Annotated in this window: 18 protein-coding genes; 7 read left to right on the top strand and 11 right to left on the bottom strand. The window is 34.3% G+C overall.

The features are described from left to right. Nucleotides 1-6: 6 nt before the first annotated feature. Nucleotides 7-477, top strand: coding sequence for an Lrp/AsnC ligand binding domain-containing protein (locus tag AC3HD6_RS23355; protein WP_002976659.1), 471 nt, complete (start codon nucleotides 7-9; stop codon nucleotides 475-477). 4 nt (nucleotides 478-481) lie between these two features. Further along, nucleotides 482-1,225: a deoxyribose-phosphate aldolase gene (gene deoC / locus AC3HD6_RS23350; protein WP_488898502.1), complete on the top strand. Its 744-nt coding sequence runs from the start codon at nucleotides 482-484 to the stop codon at nucleotides 1,223-1,225. A gap of 58 nt (nucleotides 1,226-1,283) precedes the next feature. Here the strand turns inward: deoC and dusB are convergent, their stop codons facing one another. Together dusB and AC3HD6_RS23340 are read right to left on the bottom strand one after the other, a co-directional pair. Continuing rightward, the gene (gene dusB / locus AC3HD6_RS23345; RefSeq protein ID WP_068944612.1) at nucleotides 1,284-2,279 is read right to left on the bottom strand and encodes a tRNA dihydrouridine synthase DusB; all 996 of its coding nucleotides are present in this window, start codon (nucleotides 2,277-2,279) and stop codon (nucleotides 1,284-1,286) included. A gap of 182 nt (nucleotides 2,280-2,461) precedes the next feature. Continuing rightward, on the bottom strand, nucleotides 2,462-5,689 hold the full coding sequence (locus AC3HD6_RS23340; RefSeq protein ID WP_488898501.1) for a DUF8818 domain-containing protein: 3,228 nt from the start codon (nucleotides 5,687-5,689) through the stop codon (nucleotides 2,462-2,464). Nucleotides 5,690-5,839: 150 nt separating this feature from the next. Between AC3HD6_RS23340 and AC3HD6_RS23335 the strand changes: the two genes are divergently transcribed. From AC3HD6_RS23335 to AC3HD6_RS23325, 3 genes are all read left to right on the top strand, one after another. After that, a complete protein-coding gene (locus AC3HD6_RS23335) occupies nucleotides 5,840-6,634 on the top strand; it encodes a T9SS type A sorting domain-containing protein (protein WP_488898500.1) in 795 nt (264 codons plus the stop codon). A 94-nt stretch (nucleotides 6,635-6,728) separates the two neighbouring features. Further along, on the top strand, nucleotides 6,729-7,502 hold the full coding sequence (locus tag AC3HD6_RS23330; protein ID WP_488898499.1) for a T9SS-dependent surface endonuclease, AS87_RS02955 family: 774 nt from the start codon (nucleotides 6,729-6,731) through the stop codon (nucleotides 7,500-7,502). A gap of 182 nt (nucleotides 7,503-7,684) precedes the next feature. Continuing rightward, nucleotides 7,685-8,494, top strand: coding sequence for a T9SS type A sorting domain-containing protein (locus AC3HD6_RS23325; RefSeq protein WP_488898498.1), 810 nt, complete (start codon nucleotides 7,685-7,687; stop codon nucleotides 8,492-8,494). A 54-nt stretch (nucleotides 8,495-8,548) separates the two neighbouring features. Here the strand turns inward: AC3HD6_RS23325 and AC3HD6_RS23320 are convergent, their stop codons facing one another. The 8 genes from AC3HD6_RS23320 to AC3HD6_RS23285 form a co-directional block, all read right to left on the bottom strand. Beyond that, nucleotides 8,549-11,371 carry an aminopeptidase gene (locus tag AC3HD6_RS23320; protein WP_488898497.1) on the bottom strand — a complete coding sequence of 941 codons (2,823 nt, stop codon included), beginning with the start codon at nucleotides 11,369-11,371 and terminating at the stop codon, nucleotides 8,549-8,551. A gap of 54 nt (nucleotides 11,372-11,425) precedes the next feature. Beyond that, nucleotides 11,426-12,805: an orotidine-5'-phosphate decarboxylase gene (gene pyrF / locus AC3HD6_RS23315; protein ID WP_488898496.1), complete on the bottom strand. Its 1,380-nt coding sequence runs from the start codon at nucleotides 12,803-12,805 to the stop codon at nucleotides 11,426-11,428. A 123-nt stretch (nucleotides 12,806-12,928) separates the two neighbouring features. Then, the gene (locus tag AC3HD6_RS23310; RefSeq protein ID WP_068945196.1) at nucleotides 12,929-13,270 is read right to left on the bottom strand and encodes a YkvA family protein; all 342 of its coding nucleotides are present in this window, start codon (nucleotides 13,268-13,270) and stop codon (nucleotides 12,929-12,931) included. Between the two features lie 84 nt (nucleotides 13,271-13,354). After that, entirely contained in the window at nucleotides 13,355-13,894 is a 540-nt protein-coding gene (locus tag AC3HD6_RS23305) for a TlpA family protein disulfide reductase (RefSeq protein ID WP_488898495.1), read from the bottom strand. A 12-nt stretch (nucleotides 13,895-13,906) separates the two neighbouring features. Then, a complete protein-coding gene (locus AC3HD6_RS23300; RefSeq protein WP_068944605.1) occupies nucleotides 13,907-14,470 on the bottom strand; it encodes a thioredoxin family protein in 564 nt (187 codons plus the stop codon). Nucleotides 14,471-14,487: 17 nt separating this feature from the next. Continuing rightward, on the bottom strand, nucleotides 14,488-15,558 hold the full coding sequence (gene aroC / locus AC3HD6_RS23295) for a chorismate synthase (protein WP_488898494.1): 1,071 nt from the start codon (nucleotides 15,556-15,558) through the stop codon (nucleotides 14,488-14,490). Between the two features lie 53 nt (nucleotides 15,559-15,611). Then, nucleotides 15,612-17,243, bottom strand: coding sequence for an LIC_10190 family membrane protein (locus AC3HD6_RS23290; RefSeq protein WP_488898493.1), 1,632 nt, complete (start codon nucleotides 17,241-17,243; stop codon nucleotides 15,612-15,614). A gap of 52 nt (nucleotides 17,244-17,295) precedes the next feature. Then, entirely contained in the window at nucleotides 17,296-17,853 is a 558-nt protein-coding gene (locus AC3HD6_RS23285) for a YMGG-like glycine zipper-containing protein (protein WP_488898492.1), read from the bottom strand. Between the two features lie 315 nt (nucleotides 17,854-18,168). Here AC3HD6_RS23285 and AC3HD6_RS23280 point away from each other — a divergent pair, with 315 nt between their 5' ends. Then, nucleotides 18,169-18,615 (top strand): hypothetical protein, encoded by a 447-nt coding sequence (locus AC3HD6_RS23280; RefSeq protein WP_488898491.1) that lies wholly within the window; start codon nucleotides 18,169-18,171, stop codon nucleotides 18,613-18,615. Nucleotides 18,616-19,144: 529 nt separating this feature from the next. Here the strand turns inward: AC3HD6_RS23280 and AC3HD6_RS23275 are convergent. Continuing rightward, on the bottom strand, nucleotides 19,145-19,372 hold the full coding sequence (locus AC3HD6_RS23275; RefSeq protein ID WP_488898490.1) for a glutathione synthase: 228 nt from the start codon (nucleotides 19,370-19,372) through the stop codon (nucleotides 19,145-19,147). A 682-nt stretch (nucleotides 19,373-20,054) separates the two neighbouring features. Between AC3HD6_RS23275 and AC3HD6_RS23270 the strand changes: the two genes are divergently transcribed. Further along, on the top strand, nucleotides 20,055-20,330 hold a 276-nt coding region (locus AC3HD6_RS23270), incomplete at its 3' end, for an ISAon1 family transposase N-terminal region protein (RefSeq protein WP_488898489.1).

Below are 20,330 nucleotides of genomic sequence, written 5' to 3'. Positions count from 1 at the left end.
TAGAAAATGAAAAATTCGAGCAACACAAGTTACCATTTAGATTCCATTGATAAGGAAATTATCTACATGTTGATGGATAATGCTAAAACTTCTTTAGCACACATCTCAAAAAACGTTGGGATCTCTACAACAGCAGTACATCAAAGAATTAAAAAGCTGGAACACGCAGGAGTTATTGAAAACTCAATTTCATTCCTTAATCCTAAAAAAATTGGGTATAAGGTGATTTCTTATATCGGCGTGTTTTTGGATCAGCCAAGTCATTATCCTGAAGTGGTAAAATCTTTACATGATATCAATGAAGTAGTAGAAGCCCATTATACAACAGGGAATTATACAATATTCCTTAAGGTTCTTTGTAAAGATAACGATCATTTGATGCAAATCCTTAGCAAACTCCAAAAATTGAAAGGAGTAACAAGAACAGAAACTTTCATATCTTTGGAACAAGGTATTTATAGACAATTGAAAGTATAACGATATGAACATAGCCCAATATTTGGATTCAACTTACTTGAAGACACCAGAACAATCAGGTATTTCACATGAAGGAACTCTTCAGATTGATAAAGAACTTGCTCAGGTAGCCATTGATAATGGTATTTTTGCCGTAATGATCCGTCCGGATTATGTAGCAGAAATTAAAAAATATATTCAGGAGAGAAATTCAAATGTTGCAGTAGGAACTGTAATAGGATTCCATGAAGGAACGTATTCTATAGAAGAAAAGCTTGCAGAAGCTTCAAAAGCTATTGAAGACGGAGCAGATGAACTTGATTTTGTAATGAATTACAATGCTTATCTTCAGGGAAATATAGAGTTGGTAAAAGATGAATTTGTACAATGTACAAAGCTGGCTTTAGAACACCATAAAATTGCAAAATGGATTATTGAAATTGCAGCTTTGACTGATGACCAGATTGCTGATCTTACCAAAAATATTTCGAACTGGGCAGAAGAGAACTTCTCAGTGAATGATTTACCTCATATTTTCGTTAAATCATCAACAGGTTTTTATGAAACTAAAGATGGGAAGCCGAATGGAGCAACATTTGAAGGGGTAAAGATCATGTTAGATAACGCTGGAAAACTTCCTGTAAAAGCGGCAGGAGGGGTAAGGACTCCTGAAGACGCTGAGAAAATGATCAATATGGGAGTGAAGAGAATCGGAACTTCCTCAGCATTGGCACTCATTAAAAATGAATCTTCATCAGGAGGATATTAAATTTGATATTCAAGAACAATAAAAAAAACCATCAATTTAATTTGATGGTTTTTTATTTTTATACCTGAGCCTGATATTCTTCGTAGAATTGTTGGGTCTCTTTAATTAAAGCATCCATTTCTTCTAATGTGAAAACTTCCAGGAATTTTTTTCTAAAATCCTTAAAGTGAGGAACTCCACGGAAGTAGTTGCCATAATGTTGTCTCATTTCTACCAATCCTAACCTTTCTCCTTTCCATTCTGCACTCCATTCAGCATGCTGACGAACTGCTAATAAACGGTCTGAAATAGTAGGAGCAGGCAAGTGTTCCCCTGTTTTAAAGAAATGCTTAATTTCATTGAATATCCAAGGATAACCAATGGCAGCACGTCCGATCATAATTCCGTCACAAGCATACTTTTGCTTGTATTCCAGCGCTTTTTCCGGAGAATCGATATCACCGTTCCCGAAAATTGGAATTTCAATATTAGGATTTTGTTTGATTCTTGAAATATGTTCCCAATCTGCCTCTCCTTTGTACATTTGTGCACGAGTCCTGGCATGGATGGTAAGAGCTTTGATTCCGGTTTCCTGTAAACGTTCTGCCACTTCATCAATATTGATGCATGTGCTATCCCATCCCAGACGGGTTTTTACGGTTACAGGCAGGTGGGTAGAGCTTACTACGGCTTTTGTAAGACGAACCATAAGGTCAATATCTTTCAAAACTCCAGCTCCGGCCCCTTTACAAACCACTTTTTTTACAGGACAACCAAAATTAATGTCTACCAAGTCGGGATTCACTGTTTCTACAATTCTTGCAGACATGGCCATTGCTTCTTCATCACCACCGAAAATCTGTATTCCGACTGGTCTTTCATAATCGAAAATATCCAGTTTTTTACGGCTCTTGATAGCGTCACGAATTAACCCTTCGGAAGAAATAAATTCCGAATACATTAAGTCTGCACCGTGCATTTTACATAAACGTCTGTATGGAGGATCACTTACATCTTCCATCGGAGCCAGCAAAAGTGGAAATTCCGGCAGTTCTATATTGCCTATTTTTATCATGGTGCAAATTTACAAAATTCTGATTAGTAGAAAATATGATATTATCTATTACTTTGAGTGATGCTTTTGAAAGAGGTTGGAGAGTGTTAGAGTGTTAGAGTATTAGAGTATTAGAGTATTGCGTCGAAAACTTAAGATAGTAAGAAATAACTAACTTGGAACCTAAAACCTAAAATGAAACTCTAGAAGCTCGCTTTTACCTGCATGCTTCCAATATGAATGGTTCTCTCACCGGAGTTTCTTCCTTCATAATTTAGGTTTAATTGGATAAAGGAATTAATGGCCTGCTGAATAAATACACTCCACACCTGGTTCTTCCCTGGTTTCAGACCATCAAGCATCTGGTTTCCTACGATACTGAAATTATTTCCATTGAAATTGTTATTAATGAAAGAGAAATTTCCACGGATGGAAGTCTTTCTGAATTCCCACTGGACGGTTCCTGTGATATCAAAAGCTTTTAATAATTCTTCCCCATCAATCCTTTTTTTCTGGCGGAAAGCAGCGGAAAGCTCTGTCTGGATGGCGTCCGTAAACTTATAAGTAGCCTTGGGTTTAGTCTCAAAATTATTTAAACGGTAATCTCTTGTTGCAAATAACTGTGAAGAGTTTTTAATATCATGAACAGAATTTTCCCAGTCTACCCTAAATTCTTTATTAAACCAATATCCAAGATTCAGGAAATGAGAGGTCTGTTCGCGTTCTTCATTACTGAAATTTGCATTGATAAGATTGTCATTTGTAATAAAACGATAGTTTCCGTTCCATCCGGATTTATCTGTCGGATTGAATTGTACAGAGGTTAAAATATTTTGATTTTTAAGGATCTGATCACTGTTCTTTTCAAATGGATTCAACACCAAAACTTTATCTTTTTTATAGAATGAGTTCTGAGAATTTAATGAAATATTAAAGTTCCAACGCTTTAAGAAAGCATTTTCCGAATTAAAGACAATCGCCGGATTTACAAATAAAGCCAACTGTAATTTGTTTTTATTGGATGGAATATATCTTACGGAATTGGTATAAACTCTGATATATTGAGCTAAATCGGAGTATTCTGCAATTTCAAATTCGTCAAGCTGCTGAATACCGTCACCATTATAGTCGGTCCACTTATAAACTCCCTGCCCATCAGTTACCTTAATATATTGAAACTCTCTTTGTGCTTCCTGCCCGTTTCCAAGCTCATAGAATGCCTGTAAACGCATCCCGTTTCTGAAAAGCTGTTGATTGTAAAGAATATTTCCAACCACAAAGTCATTGTTTCTGGTTATATCACCTTCTGCACCTGAATAAAAGAATTTTCTATAATGAATTAAAGCGTTCAGAGTGGTTCTTTCTGTTTTTATGATCTGACTTTCTGCCATGAAACCAAGGATCTTGTTCATATTCTGAAGTCTGTTGTCACGTACCGAGTCATTAGCTCGCATATATACTTTTGTCAATAACTTTGTTCGGGTACTGTCACCGATTTTCTTTTGAGCAAATATTTCTTTCCAACTGAAACTTGTAACATCCATCAGCTGAGTATCATTATATTTCTTCTCATTATGCTCCATACTTCCTCCAATGGCCCAACTTCCTTTCTTTCCGGTGAATTCTGTTGATAGTCCGCCACGGATAAACTTGGTATCCTGAAGAGTCGCATTAGTATTCAGGTAAGATAGGTTTCCTTTCGTAAAGAAACGTCCGGTGATCCATCCGAAATCCAGATCGTTTTTAATACCCTTATACGAATCCTGCTCATTTAAATAATTGATACGGTAATTTAACGTAGACTTATTATTCCATTTGTTTAAGAAGCTGAAAATAAAACGATTCTGTGTCTTATTGTTAAATTCTTGTGTTAAGTTGAAATCTCTGGAGAATTCAACATCATTGATACGATCCAGAATATGGAATTGTTTGTCTATATATTGGTACTCAAAACTTGGAGTTCCCTTCCACGTATTTTTTGTGAAAGTTTTATTTCCAAAGACACGGTATGCATATCCCATGTTCTGGTCTGAATCTTTAGACGAAAATAGATTGACATCATAATTACTCAGGGAAATATCTGCTCCTATTTTTCCTTCGTTCAACAAATATTCAGAATTCAGGGAAAATACCTGAGACTTCTGTGGAGACGGAAGTTTTCTTACCGCTTTGTAATCTCCAGCATTAGGGCCTATATATTCAAAAACACGTCCGTTATTAGTCGTTTGAGCTATTTTATAATCACCCTGATTAGCTCCAAAATAGGTGAAAGATACCTGATAAAGAGTTTCGTTAGGATCTGTAGAAAGTTCATAGAAATTTCCGGCAGGATTTAAACGATATAGAATTTTATTAACATCATATTCAGTAACCACGCCGGATGGAGCATACATCAGGTTAGGGTCATTTCCTGCATTGGCAAGGATTTGTTCATCTTCTTTAGATAAACTTAAGGCAAGAGGAGCATTTTTGTTATCATTCTCCATGAACCAGTTCAGCCCAACTTTGAATTTTTCTCTTTGATGCTCAAGCTTTCCGGTAAATAAATATCTTGAATAATTCCTGTTGGCGTAGTTATAGGAAATGGTGATGAAATTCTGCTGGAAAATAGGACGGAAACTGGTAAAGGTAACCTCTCCCGTATTATAGTTGATTACGTAATCCTGATTTTCTCCACGTTTCATAAGGATACCATCAATAAATACCTGCTCAGAACCTGAGATCAGGGTAATGAACTGTTCACCATTTTTTCCTGTCAAACGGTAAGGCCCCTGGTTTCCTTCAACTCCTTGAAAACGAATTCTGTGAAATTCACTTCTTGCTACACCGGCGGAAATATCTACAAATGTTTTATTTTCTTTTCCAAATTCTGTCTGAAACTGGATTCCCATGCTTCGTCTCTGGTATTTGGCAAAATAATTTTTATTTTCTACAAGGTCAAGGTGACCTGCTCTCAGGATAGACTTATCCTTAATGTTAAGCTGCATGTAGATTTTATCAAACTCTTCTAAGGTTTGAGTATATCCATCTGCCTGAATGGGTAAATTATGATCGGAGATACTGGCTAAAATGGTAACATCTTTGGAAAGACGTCCGGAAATCTGAAGATCCATAGAACTTTGTACAGATTGCCCTTGATTATTACCAAATGTAATTCCACGGATAATGGAACCTTTGGAGTTAAGTTCACCTAGAAATCTTTTTTTATCATTTTTAGCCAATACAGCTTCATCAACAACAATTCTGTTGTGGGTTCGGATAAAATCTAAGGTGTCTTTTGCAAAAATGTCCTGTTCAAGCCTTGCAGCAAGAATACTATCTTTTTTTATACTGTCTTCTGGAACGTTGGGATTTTTCCATGAAAATACCTGCGCATTTCCTGAAAATATGCCAAAGAAAAATACAACGAATAGGATAAAAGTATTCCGCAACTCCTGAAAAATAATTGGTAAAAATAATTAAAAAATGTTAATAGCATCAGATTAACTATTATTAACAGAAAATTAATCTAAATATTGTGAGGTCCTTAAAATTAAGAGTAATTTGGCCATTAAAATTATAAATAATATAAAATTATAATCATGAAAAAACTTTATTCGTTATTGGCAACAGCAATGCTTGCCACAATTTCATTTGGACAGACAACTCTTTTGTCAGAATCTTTTGGAGCTACAGCTACATTACCTACAGGCTGGACAAGTACTAATACAACTAATGGTTGGAAATCAAATGGATCTAATGCATCTACAAATAAATATCCCGGAGCTTCAGGAGGGATGAATGTGGTATTTGTAGGGCAGGGTCCAAATGGAATTACCCATACATTGACATATTCTAATTTATCAACAGTTGGGTATACAAATATTTCTATTATATGGGGTGGGCTGGGAGCAGCTGCTTTTAACCAAGATATTATTTTTCAATGGAGTACAAATGGAACTACCTGGAATGATGTAAATTATACTTATAATAAAAAAGCTACTACCTGGGGACTTGTAAATGGTCAAGTACCTATTCAATTGCCGGTTGGAGCAGAGAATGCAGCAAACTTAAGCCTTAGATGGTCTTCTGTGACAAGTAATCTAGGAAACTACAGAATTGATGATGTAAAGGTAACTGGGATCTCCGGATCATTAGCGACTTCGGAGAGCGTAAAAACTAAAAACGCATTTATTAAAAATACTTCTGTAGACAAAGAAATCTATTTTGGAACAAAATCTGATATTAAGATTTTCAATGTAAACGGACAATTAGTAAAAACAGCTTCTGTTTCTGAAAATGGAGTTGTAAATGTAGAAAATCTACAAAGTGGGATTTATTTTGTAGCAGGAAATGTTAATGGTAAAGCCGTTTCTGAGAAGATTATTAAAAAGTAATTTTAATAAATTGTTAAATATCTATCGCTGCTTCAAATGAGTAGCGGTTTTTTTGTAATTTTACTACCTAATTAATTAAATAAAATTTTAAATCATGAAAAAACTTTATTCGTTTTTTGCTACAGTTGTGGTAGCAAGTGGAATTTTTGCTCAAACAGCTTTTAGTGCTACATTTGATGACGTAACAGGAACAGGGGGAACAGATGGGCTGTGGAGTGGACAGGTAGCGAATGGTACATTTACTGATGGAACAGGTTCTTACACAACAGGAGGAGACTGGACATTTACGAAAGTTTATAAAGGAAATGGCTGTCTTAAAGCAGGAACAGGATCTTTAAAAGGCTCTGTTGTGACACCTTCTTTTACATTATCAGGTAATGCAACATTAACTTTCAAAGCAGGAGCTTGGAATGGGAATAATGAAGCTACTACTTTAAATGTTTCAGCAACTGGTGCTACTTTAAATACTGCATCTGTAACTTTAACAAAAGGTCAATTCAACACTTATACTGTGAGTATAACAGGAGCAACAGGAGCTGTAACTCTTAAATTTGAAGGGGCAGTAGCCGCTAACAATAGATTCTTTATTGATGATATTCTTGTAACTTCTGGAACTTTAGCTGTTACAGAAATTAAAGGGAAATCTATAGCTAACTTCGTGAAGAATACTTTTGTTAAAAACAACGAAATTACTTTCGGAGCTGATGTTAAAGATGTAAAAGTTTTCAATATGTTTGGACAACTTGTTAAAGAGGCTTCTGTAAAAGCAAATGGAACTGTAAACGTTGCTGAATTAACAAGAGGAAATTATATCGTAACAGGTACAGTAAATAACGAAGCTGTATCTAGAAAAATCTTAAAAGACTAATTTAGTTTTAGATTAAATACAAATCCGGCCATTTCGAAGAAATGGCCGGATTTTTTTATGCTTATTTATATAATTTTTATTAGTTGGAATATAATATAGGTATAAAGGATTTTTTGTAAATTTCCAATGAAAAGGTATTGTTTTTGATATTTTTATTATAACCTTGCTTCAAAATTATTTACATGAAAAAAATCTTTACTATTGCTGGTTTAATTTTGATGACTGCTTTTACAAATGCCCAAATTGTGATCAATGAGATCTATGGTGGGAATGGAAATTCGGGGGCAGTTTTCAAAAATAACTATATTGTTCTGAAAAATATAGGAACTACTCTGGTTTCTTTAACAGGAGCAAGTATACAGTATGCACCTGCAATCGGAGCTTTTACAGAATACCATACTCTTCCTGATTTTACTTTAGGACCAGAAGAAACTTATCTCATCCAGGAAGCTGCGGTAGATGGGGGAGTAGAAGCGCTTCCAACACCTGATTTCATAGCAACAACGGTCACGAATTTTGATGGGACTCCCAATAAATCTGTTGGAATAAGAATTTCTGGTACATCCGGAAAAGTAGTACTGGCAGGAAATATTGTACAGGTAACAAGCCCAGCCTCTTCCAATGTATTGGATTTTGTAGGCTATGGCGCAAATGCGGACCAATATAAAGGAGATGGCCCGGCTCCTTCTCCTACAGCATCTACAGCAATCAGAAGAACTTTGGAGAATAACAGTGATAATATGGCCGATTTTTCTGCTGAAGGGAGTGCAAAAGGAGGCTTTGTTCAGAATCCTTTTATTAAAGATGGTAAGGTGCTTTTCGCAATGGAGATCAAAGATGTAAAAGTGTATGATACCTACAGGCAGGTTGTGAAAAAGTCTCCCACAAAGTTTGCTCAGAATATAGATATCACAGAATTACCCAAAGGAACCTATTTTGTAACAGGAACGGTTAATAACGCTCCGGTTTCACAAAAGATTATAAAAGATTAGTTTTTCAAATATTTTTTGATAAGAAGCAGCTTAGAGATAAGCTGTTTCTTTGTTTTAATACCAGCCTCTTCTTGCTGCATTGATGACGGATCCGAGATTAAGGATCAAAGTATATCGGATGCGCTTTGCATAATCTTTAAATCCTGGCTCAAATCCCAAAGAAGATTGTATCGGAAAATAAACTTCCAGAAAATCCGGAATGATTCTCACTTTAACCCCGCTATCCCATATAAATTTTGCAGCATGATCTTTATTTTTATAGATTCCTGCATCAGCATACACATGAAATATCTTCCATATACTGGAATCTACATTCACAGAAGTAATCCATTGATTAACTGTGCCGGGAAGGAACGATTTAAATCCGCCGTCTGCTAAAATAAACTGCTGTGAAAGAAGACCACTGCTGGCACTTTCTCCTAAAAGATTATAAGAGAACGTATAGTTGGATACCCTTGAAATTCCATAGTTGAATAAATCATTTCGCGTATCATTTCTGAGGAAATACCCTGCAAATAAGCGAACACTTAATTTTTGTCTTGGTGCGAATTCCCATCTATAAAATCCTTCAGCAGTAATTTTGTTAAAATCTTCCATACCCTGTGCACTCAGGCTTAAACTTTTCTCATGGATCATCTGACTGTCACTATAGCTATATCCCAATCCCCAAAGATTGTATTTTTTATAATCATCATTGGCGATCATAGAAGGACTTAGGTCCCGTTCAAAGTAGTTGTATGAAACTCCTAAACTTCTGCTTACTGTACTTCTTGGATTTTTTCTAAAGTTTAGAGTGGAAAATACAGAGCCTTTTCTATAAGCTAAGTTATAATCATAGTGGAAATAAGATCCTGAAACTCCAAATGTAATACTTCTGAACATGCTTTCAGCAGGCAGAAAAGAGTATGATACAGCTCCTGAACCGGTCAGTTTACCTGTTCCGGTACTGTATGTTGGGGTAAATGAATACAAAAATTTCTGATCAAAGAATGACTGATTTTTGAAGTTTGCTCCTAACAAAAATTTATCATAAGTATTGTTGAATCGTACCCTGGGACTTACATAAATTTCATTGTATTCAGGATTTGGAATATCCTTTATGAGTTTAAATTTGATTTTTTTTGTATTTGAAAATATCCCTTTTGCATACAGAAAATTATCCCGATAGTTGGCTTCTGGGAAAATATAATCATTATTTAAAGTTATTTTATAAATATTATCTGAGGCAGGAAGAGAAATCTCTTTTATTCTTTCATTTTCTAATGTTTCTATCCAATAAGATTTTCTTTCGCCATCTCTGGTTTCTGTTTCAAGCTTCACTGGAATAGAAGCATCCGTATTTTTTGCAATTTTAATCTGTAAAGAATCGTTTTCTTTACTAATATGTTTCAGCTTAAAATTAACCCTGTTTTTCTGTTTGAAAAAATTTTCAAGATAATAGGCAGATTTTTCTTTTTCTGATAGCTGTTTCAAAAAATCATTTGGATTAATTTTGTTTCCTGAACTTTTTGAGACATACTCTTTTACAAGATTATTAAAAGACTGTTCCCCCATTTTATCAGCAGAATAATTGAACAGACTTCCTGTTTCAAAACTGCTGATGGCCATATCGTTAAAATTGCTCAAACTTGTAAAATCTTCATCAATTTTCTGATCCAGATTCTGAAGCATAATATATTGATAAGCCAGCCCATATCGGTCGAGCAATTTTACCTTGGAGGCATGAAACAATTTTAAAGGTTTAAGCCCAAATAATTTGGTTTCAGGCAGCATCCCTAAAAGCTTGGTATCTTTATAGAACTTTTTCAGATATTGGATTTCAAGATAGGATTTTAAACCATTTTTAAACCAATGATCTTTTTGTTTATCCGCAATGATTTTTTCATCCAAAACTTTTTTGGTAATAATTCCGAAATAATCCAGGTCTGTTTTTTCAGTCTCTGTAAATAGAGGAAATCTGAATTTCCAGAAAGTAATATCATTATTCCCGAAGAAATCTTCTTTAGCTCGGAACTTATCTGAAATAAATATACTTTTCGGAAGATAGTCTATTTTTTCTTTGAGAAATTTTAGATGAAGAGGTAAATAAAATTCCAGATTCTGTTTCTCCTCAGGTTTGAGGTTATAGCCAAACTTAATCTCAGTGTCTGCACCGTCAATATTGACTTTTATAACAGGATATACATTGGGTGAAACCGAAAATTCAGGATCTGAGTCTAAATAACCCTGAAAAGAATTCATCTGAATCTGTGGAAGATTACTTTCGATGAAGCTATTCACTGGGATATCAAAATTTACAGTCCAGAATGTATTGAAACTTACTGGCTCTTCAATATCATGGTATTTTCTTTCAAAATTATTGTCCGGATCAAAATGATCCGGAACAATAAAGAAATATTTTAAAGCTGTATTCTGGCCGGATGTACCATATCCCGTGAATTTTTTATCGGGAAGCTGCATACGGTAGTGTAGCTGAAGGGTAATACTTTTACCAGGTTTTAATGCTTCTTTCAGGGGTAGAAAAATATTTTCATCTGAAAGCGCAGTAACAGGGATTTCCTGGTTACCCGAATCTTTAATGTTGAGTTCCAGAAGTTTTCCCAAATCATGGCTATTTGCAAAATGCAGGTCGCTGTTTCTGTCTTCCAGTTTTCTGTACACTAAAGATGTTCCGCGTTTGTTATAAGCAGAAATCCAGTTCAGAAGTTTTATCGTCTGCAGGTCTTTGTCAGAATGATTGTAATACACAATCTCCTGGCTTACCTCAAGGGTTTTATTGTCAGGAGAGAGTTTTGCTCCAATGTATATACTATCTTTCTGTGCAGAAACCTGTGCGATTCCACAAAACAAAATGAGGCAAATGCTGATCTTTTTCAAATATCCGTGATAAAGCTCAAATATAGCTTATTTTGTATATACTTTATAGGAATTTTAGTTCTGAATTGCTTTTTTTTCCAAAGAATTAATATACGCATTCCAACCTTCATTTTTATAGGTAACAGCAGCCGTTTCCGGATCTTCAGATTTATAAATCCCTCTTCCTACAATGATGAAATCTGTATGCAAAGTTTTGAAAACATGTTCCGGAGTATTATATTGCTGTCCTTTTCCATCTCCAGAATCAGCAAGGTTGACACCAGGTGTAAATAACAGAAGATCTTCAGGAATTTTATTTTGAGAAACTCCTCCGATTACATTAGGGTGTGATAAAGCTACTTTTAGAGCTTCTTCACGATAGCTGGCAGTTGTTAAAGCTCCTTTTGAAGACATTCCAACAATAGCTACAACACCTACATTTTTGAAACAGTCCAGTGATTCAAAACCTCCGATTACCTGGGAGGTTACAAAATCAGCCCAATCTGTAATTTTGAAAACTCCACTTGTAAATTGTAATTCCTGAGTATTTCCGATATCAGCAAATTTTCTGTCTTCCATTAATAAAAATTGGTGCTTTCCAGCAATTTCTTTTAAAGGGGTAATTGTTTTTTCGTAATCAAAATCAGAAATGATATCGATGTGAGTTTTTAAAGCAATAATATGCGGGCCTACTTTTTCTGCAAACTCTAATAATTCCTGAGTGGTTGTAACATCTGCAGATGCAATTAGGTTTGATTTTTTAGCTATAGCTGTTTCCAATAGCTTTTTTGAAACAGAATGCTGAGTGTTGCTTAGCTTTTGTTCATAAGAAGCTCTGGTTTCTTCTTCAAACTGAATGTGGTTACCCTGTAAGAAATCCTGAATTCTCGCTACTTCTTCATCAGATAACTCACCAGTCTCCTGAAGAACTCCACATACTTCCGAGATATTAAAAAGAGTATGTACTCTATATCCTTTGCTTTCTAATAGCTGTTTTCCACCTTGTTCTCTGTCTAGTACTACTACAATGTCAGAAACCTTCAGATCTTCCTGTTCTATTTCCGGAATAGTCTCTAGCAAAGATTTTCCTGAGGTGATAACATCTTCTACCAAAAGACAGTTTTGCCCTTTCTGGTAAATTCCTTCGATCAGTTTTTTAGTACCGTAACTTTTTGCTTCTTTTCTTTTAATAATTAATGGAATATAACTTTCCAGTGACATTGCTGTCGCCATTGGAAGAGCAGCATAAGGAACTCCACAGATTAAATCAAAATTATCCAATGGAAGCATTTCCAGTAAATAATTAGCAAGATTTTTTAAGATTTTAGGATCCGAAGCTAAAGGTCTTAAGTCTACATAAAAAGGGCTTTCGATACCACTTTTTAAGGTAAACCTTCCAAATTTAATGATGCCTAGCTTGTAGCACTCCAAAAAGAATTCTTTTTTACTTTCCATTATTTTTTATTAGATATTGCAAATTTAAGGATTTGAAATAAGGCTTAAAAATTTATCGCCTATTAGATAAATAAAAAACCATTCTGTAAACTCCAGAATGGTTTTGAAAATATAAATAAACTATTATTTTATGATTTCTGCGTCAATCACTTGGGCACCGTTATATTTTCGTTCAGCTTCCCAAAGTAAAAATTTGTCCACCTCTTTGATGAGTTTAGGAATGGTAAGTGACAATACTGCCAGATCATCCATTACTCCAAGTACCGGGATGGCAAATTCAGGGAGAAGGTCAATAGGAGAGATGACATATAAAATTCCAAGTAAAGGAAGAATAATGTCAATGGATTTCATAGGATAAATTCCTTTTCTCCACATTTTTACCATTCTGAAAATATCAGGTATCTTTTTTACAAAGCCCTTGTGACTGATAGCTTCTTTTGCAAGATTTAATTTTGAATATTTCATTTTGTGTTTGGATTTAAACAAATTTTTCAACATTATAAATTTCACAAATCCTGTACCAACAAATTATAAAATTTAGTTAAAAAATTATTTGATGATATTATCAATAAACTGGTGCACCGTTTCTGAGTCCCAGTCTTTTGTGGCATCTTCCTTAATCAGGATTCTGCCGGTCTTATCCAAAAGAAATGTTGTAGGAAAAACTTTAGGAAGAATCTTTTCAGATATCGGACTTTGGGCAATATATACCGGTACTGTATAATTATTTTCCTTTAAAAATTTTCTTACATCTTCTTCTTTATCATTCATCGCAATAAGTACAAAATCTACATGCTCTTTTCTGGTATCATACAGCTTTTGAATAGATGGCCATTCTTTTCTGCACGGTGGGCACCATGTTCCCCAGAAGTTAAGAAAAACAGCTTTGTTCTTAAAGTTCTTAAGATTGGTGCTGGGTGCATTGATTCCTTTAAGTTCAATGTCATAATCTTCCTCATTGATGTGTACTGCATTTTCAATTGTAGCGATAGGAAAAAACTGGTTTTTCATATAATCCTTCACTCCCGGTACAAATACAACAATACCAACGATGACAATGATTGCAATATAAATAATTCCTTTTTTCATATTCTGTTTTTTTTATAACAGATCCAGGATTTCCTGAACGGCATCTTTACCTCTGTTTTTAGCATAATAGATCTGCAGATCGTTATAAAAAGTATCTTTTGGATAACCCTCCGGATCAGCTTTATACTTCATTAATAATTCATAACCATACTTTGGACGGGGACCCCATGAATTTTTTACATTAAAATCCTTATCTAGAATCAATACTTTAGGAATAGATTCTGTACCGTTGGTTAAAAATTGGTTGATAAGACTTTTATCGCTGTCTCTTAAAAAAACTCTGATTTCATTATGACCTTCAAAGAATTTAAACAAAGCAGGAACGGTTGCACTGGCATCTCCGCACCAAGCTTCAGAAATAATTAAAATTTTTCCGTCAAAATTTTTGGCTGCTAATTCTTTTCTCTGATCTTCATCCGGAACATACTTTTTAACGGTTCTGTCCATTCTCTGAAGCCCGAGCTCATAATATTGTTTATATTCAATTTCCTGTTGGTTAGCAGGATTATCTAATCTTTGTTTTGCAATTTGAAGGTATTCTTCAAAAGAAATTCCCTGATCCCAGTAATTTTTCATTACCAAAAATATTTATATTAAAAATTATTGATGTTTCTCGTTTTATTAATCAAAAATAAGTCTGCCAACACAAATGCAGCAAGGCTTTCCACCACAGGTACAGCTCTTGGAACTACACATGGATCGTGACGTCCTTTTCCTTCTACTATCACAGCATTTCCTTCTTTATCTATACTATCCTGAGGTCTTAAAATGGTAGCAACCGGTTTGAAAGCCACACGGAAATAGATATCCATTCCATTGGAAATTCCTCCCTGGATTCCTCCCGATAAATTAGATTTTGTTGTAAAATCTGTGTTGAATTGATCGTTATGCTCTTTTCCTGTCATTTTTGCACCACAGAAACCGCTTCCATATTCAAAACCTTTACAGGCATTGATATTCAGCATTGCTTTTGCCAGTTCAGCCTGAAGCTTTGAAAATATAGGTTCACCAATTCCTACAGGAACATTTTTGATCACACAGGTAATGGTCCCGCCAATAGTATTTCCTTCTTTTTTAATTTCTTTGATTCTGGCAATCATTTTTTCTGCTGTCTCGGCATCCGGACAACGCACATCATTGCTTTCTGTTTGAGAAAAGTCGAGAGCCTGATATGGTTTTTCGCAGAAAATATCCCCTACAGAAGAAACATAAGCATTGATTTCAATCTCTGGTAAAAGCTGTTTGGCTAGAGCTCCTGCCACTACCCAGTTCATGGTTTCTCTGGCAGAAGATTTTCCTCCTCCGCGGTGGTCTCTGAAACCAAATTTCTGGTCATACGTAAAATCAGCATGACTTGGACGATATGCTCCAGCAATATGGTCATAATCCTTTGATTTCTGATTTTCGTTTTCAATAATAAAACCAATCGGGGTACCTGTTGTTTTCCCATCAAAAATTCCGGAAAGAAATTTAACTGTGTCGCTTTCCTTTCTTTGCGTAACAATAGCAGACTGGCCGGGTTTTCTTCGGTTCAGTTCATATTGAACTTTATCGAGATCTACCGTTAAACCTGCCGGAAAATTATTGATGATACCGCCATAAGCCACTCCGTGACTTTCTCCAAATGTTGTAAGACTAAGAAGATTACCTAATGTGTTGAACATAGTACAAAATTACCTTTTTTTCTTCACATAATAAAGTTTCAGTATTTGTTCTGTTAATGAACGTGTTCGATACTATTGATGACTGCCTCTGCTTGCTTTTTTTCTTTGTAAGTCATTCTTTTCCAGATGAATCCTTTGCTTATGGTATTTTTGTCAATAGGCTGAGGGAAAATTCCGGCTTTGGCATCATCAAAAATAAAACTTCCGGAGATTGCAGGAAGAGGGGTTTCAAAGTTGTAGGGGTAGTTTTTTGAAACATTAAACTTTAAATTCCCCACCTTAAAACTATCGAATTGATGATATTGGTAAACTGATGGCTGAAAAAGCTGTTTCTTTTTAAATCCAGCCATGAAATGCCCCAGTTGAAAACTTGGAATATAGTGTTGAACAAGGCCAGGAAAAGATAATAATGAAATAAAAAATAAACTGAGGATAGAAAAAGCAGCAATAGATTTTCTTTTATTCAGATACTCATAAAACAAAACAAAAAATATAACAAAAAATACATCCATGAAAAATCTGTATTGGGCTGAAAAAGCTATAACAAGTGTACTTTTTATCAACAGAGAAATGCAGATCAAAATGATGAGCTTCTTTTTCTTTAACCACGCAAATACTGAAAAGATGAATAAACTTAGTATAAAAAGGATGTTTATTTTTGATTTGATACCTTTTAGAAAGAACCAGTTTTTTACATGATCCCATAAGGAGAACTTTTGGATTTCCTCATATGAATACTGCATGTCATAGGTTTTCATAATAGCATATTGTGAAGATGTTTTTAATATTTCAGAATTGGGTTTCCAACTGAACCCAAAGTCTCCAATAGATACCGGGAACACCGGATATCCAAATGTCCAGATATTTTTGAGACAGAATAAAAATAGAATGAAAGTTCCGAAAAGAAGCTTTTTTAAATTTGATTTGAAAATAAAGATACTGCAAAGGAAAACCAATATGGGCACCCAGATCATGGTTGGTTTTATGGCAAAAACAAAAGCAGAAAATGCAAAGAGCAGGCTTGTTTTTTTATTTCCGGAGATCATTTCATTTAAAATAATTAAAGAAAAGATAATGACCGGAAGGTCCGGGCTTGGCGACTGTGAAAAAAGTAATAAAATGGGGAGAAAACATAAGTGAATCCAATTTTTTCTCTCAATACTATAAATACTATAGATCACCAATAGTATTGAATTGATTCTTAGAAAAGGGTCTGAAAAATTAGAAAACCCCGCCTGGAAAATATGCCATACCGACATCTGGCCCAAAGTAAGATCCAGATTGGAAATTCCTTTAATGAGTCCATATTCTGTAAGCCATTTAATAGTGGGAACATAATATCCGAAATGATCTAATATATAAGGATGAAAAGCGCCGGTAGATAGTATAATACTGGAAGTAAATGCAGTTAAAAAAAAATCTTTTTTTGAAAAATTATAAAATTCCAGATACAGTTTTTCTTTAAAAAAGTAAAGTAAACCCAGTAAAAGAGTTGGGATTTCTACATAAATATTCAAAGGGATAAGAAAAGAAGTGCAAGTCCATACAAGACTTATTCCCATGATTCCCGAAAGCATTTTTCCGGAGAGTCCCTGGAATACAATTCCACAAAGTTGTTCCATGATTTTCCCAAGTCCTGATAAGACCGGAAGGAGAAAAATAGTGGAACAAAGAATCAATATCATAAAAAAAGATTGCTTAAAAATAAGCAATCTTTATATTTTATGGTGAAAAAAATTATCTCCTTGGTTGTACCCTTCCGTCTTTTCTATCCTGTGATCTACCGATGGTATAACCAGTAGCTCCCCCTACAACACCTCCTATTACAGCTCCAAGACCTCTGTTTTTCTTAGCAATGATTGCTCCTGCGGCAGCTCCTCCTACAGTTCCTATAATGGTTCCTTTGGCTGCTTTACTCATACCTTTTTTCTGAGTAGTCCCTTGTGATGCACTGCTTCCGTTGTCTGCATATCCACCGTTGCTTCCGCCTCCTGAATTAGAATTAGAGCTTCTATCACGGTATACTGTTCTTGTTTCCTTTATAACTCTTGGTTTTGAATTATTTTCAGCGGTAGCTTTTGCTTTTTTAGTTTCAGAAATACTATCAGCTTTTTTCTGTGCTTCATATACCAGCTTTTCTTTTTCAATAGCCAGCTTTTGTTTTTCTATTTCAAGTTGTTTAGCCTGGAATTCAAGTTTTTGCTCTTCCAGTGATTTCTCAGCAACTCTATCATCTTTCTTGCAGGCCGTTAATAAGAAAACGGATAAAAAACCTGCTAATATTATCTTTCTCATAATTCAAATTTTAGTAAGCTTAAGCCAAAACGGCTCCAGATTTATTTTTATTTTCAATTATGAAGCCAAATTTTAGTTAAAGAGTGTTAAAGTTGATAATAAAAGAATTAAAATAATTCTAAATTTTGATTCATATCAGGATATCAGAGAGGATCTGGGAAATTTAGGCATAAGGTTTGTGATGAGCTTAATCATAGCTCTCTGCTGCTAACAGGGGATTTTTACGAGAAAAGAATTCGTAAAATATAGTTAATCCATAATTTTTGTTGAATTAATTTAGGATGCCTATTTTTGAGGAACTAAATTACTTTCAATATGAAAAAATCAATTTTTACAGTATCAGCTGTAGTAGGATTACTGGCTGTTACTACTTCGTTTTCTTCCACTGAAATTGTGGAATCTCCGTCTAAAACTCGTACAGAAGTATCTGTGAAGGATACAAAAACAAAGACTTATCCGGTTCGTTACGGATTGATCTCTATGAATGGAACAAAAATGCTTTCAGGTTCAGGATTTGATCTGGGAGGTTTTGTTGCCAAAAATACTGCCACAGGAGACGAGTATTTTACTGGGCAATATAATTACCGTGCGCTTCCACAATATTCTGAGGAAGATCTTCCGGCAGGGACTTATGAATTTTCAGGAATTCAAGGCCAGGGAGGTTGGGTAGGATATGGAACAGTAATTGCTACTGTATCAGATGAAAATATAGATGATGACGGGTACATTACAATATATGTTCCGATCACATGGGAGGAATAACTTTGTGAAAGACAAAATATTTATCTACATTTACCAATCCTCGAATGAGGATTTTTTAATCGATATACAGTAATTAATAGCTGTTGAATATGCCAGAACGGTATAACAACAGTTTACATGATATTCTGTTTGGATTTTTCTGAATAGATTTTTTTCATCATTTGTGTTTTTTAGGCCTCCGCATGGAGGCCTTTTATTTTTACAGGGTTTATGACTATACTCATATATTTTTGGAGATAGAGGAGGTATCTTTGAATAAACATTTTCTATTCCATATATCCTTATGATGAAAAGTTCCTCGTTTTTTAGGGGAACTTTTATTTTATAGTAGGAAGAAAAAAATGTATTATATAAAGGGAAAGTAATGTGTAAGAATTTTTATGACTGGGCTCATAAAACAGATAAAAAGTAAGACTTAATTTTGATTAAGAATTAAAAGATTAATTTTTATTTCTGATATAAAATTTTTTTTCATCATTTGTGTTTTTTGAGGCCTCCACCCGGAGGCTTTTTGATTTAGTTATTTATTCTATTCATCGAAAATAATTCTGCCATCAAAAGGCTGATCCCAAACAACAAATATGCGGTCGTTTAATCTTCTGACGGGAGCCTGTACCATTTCATATACACCTTTTTCATCTCGTTTCTCTACAATAAGGTTTATTCCTTCACCTATTTCACTCATTTTAAATTCAATCTGATATTGTTTTTGATCATTTTGAGTAAAATCTGTTTTATTAAATTGTTTTTGTGACATGATTTTGGATTTAAGATTATGTTAAATAATAGAATAAATTGTGCCAATTTGTAATTTTCCATGTCCTCATTGGCTGTCTGTTGTATTTTGAAGAATTTTTCTTTCTTGCTTATTTTAAAGTTTTTTTAATTATTGATTTGTTAATCATTGAGAGATTTGATAATTGTTATGTAGTGTTTAGTAGAGTTATTATTTGTATATATTTAAAGTTCAATCTGTTTTGGGTGGTGATTTTTTAATTTAATTTTCTCTGTTTATGAATAAAATTTTAATTTTTTTTCAAAAAAAGTAATTCTTGGCACGATTTTTCAATATACAAATGCAACTCATGTTTAATTTGAGTTTTCATGGTTATTAGTTTTTATCCTCGGAATTTCCGAGGATTTTTTGTTTGTATATCGCAGTACTTATAAGATAGGGGGTAATAATAATTTGTTTTTGAGTAAGATAATTTTCTAATTACTATTACTTTTCAATAGACTTTATGTAAAATTGTAAGGAAAAAAGGTGCAAAGTTTATGGTTTTGTAAAGGTTAGATAAAAAACGGAGAAACGGTTTAATTAAGCCTTAATTTTGCAAAGTTTTTTGTGTATTCTTGCCATACCTCTAAGATAAGAAAGGGAAGAATATGGATCAGTCTCAAAAGTTGGGGGAAATGTTAAGTTGATGTATCTTTGAATTATGTTAAGCGATCACGAACTTCTCAAATTATTACTTCCAGAATTTTTAGTTGAATACTTTGACATCCTCAAAGCAGAAGACCACAATGGTGAACTTCATATCTATTTTGAAGAAAAAAACAGTATTCCACAAGAGTTTAAAGAACGGCAGTTGGAATCAAAGGGTTTTCTGTCTGAGATTGTTGTGGATGATTATCCATTAAGGGGTAAAATCGTAAAACTCCATGTGAAAAGAAGAAGATGGACAGATAAGTCATCAGGAGAAATTCTTCAAAGA

Source organism: Chryseobacterium sp. II3a (assembly GCF_057815135.1).
The sequence above is the reverse complement of the archived record's forward strand: the minus strand, read 5'-3'. Positions and strand labels throughout refer to the sequence as shown.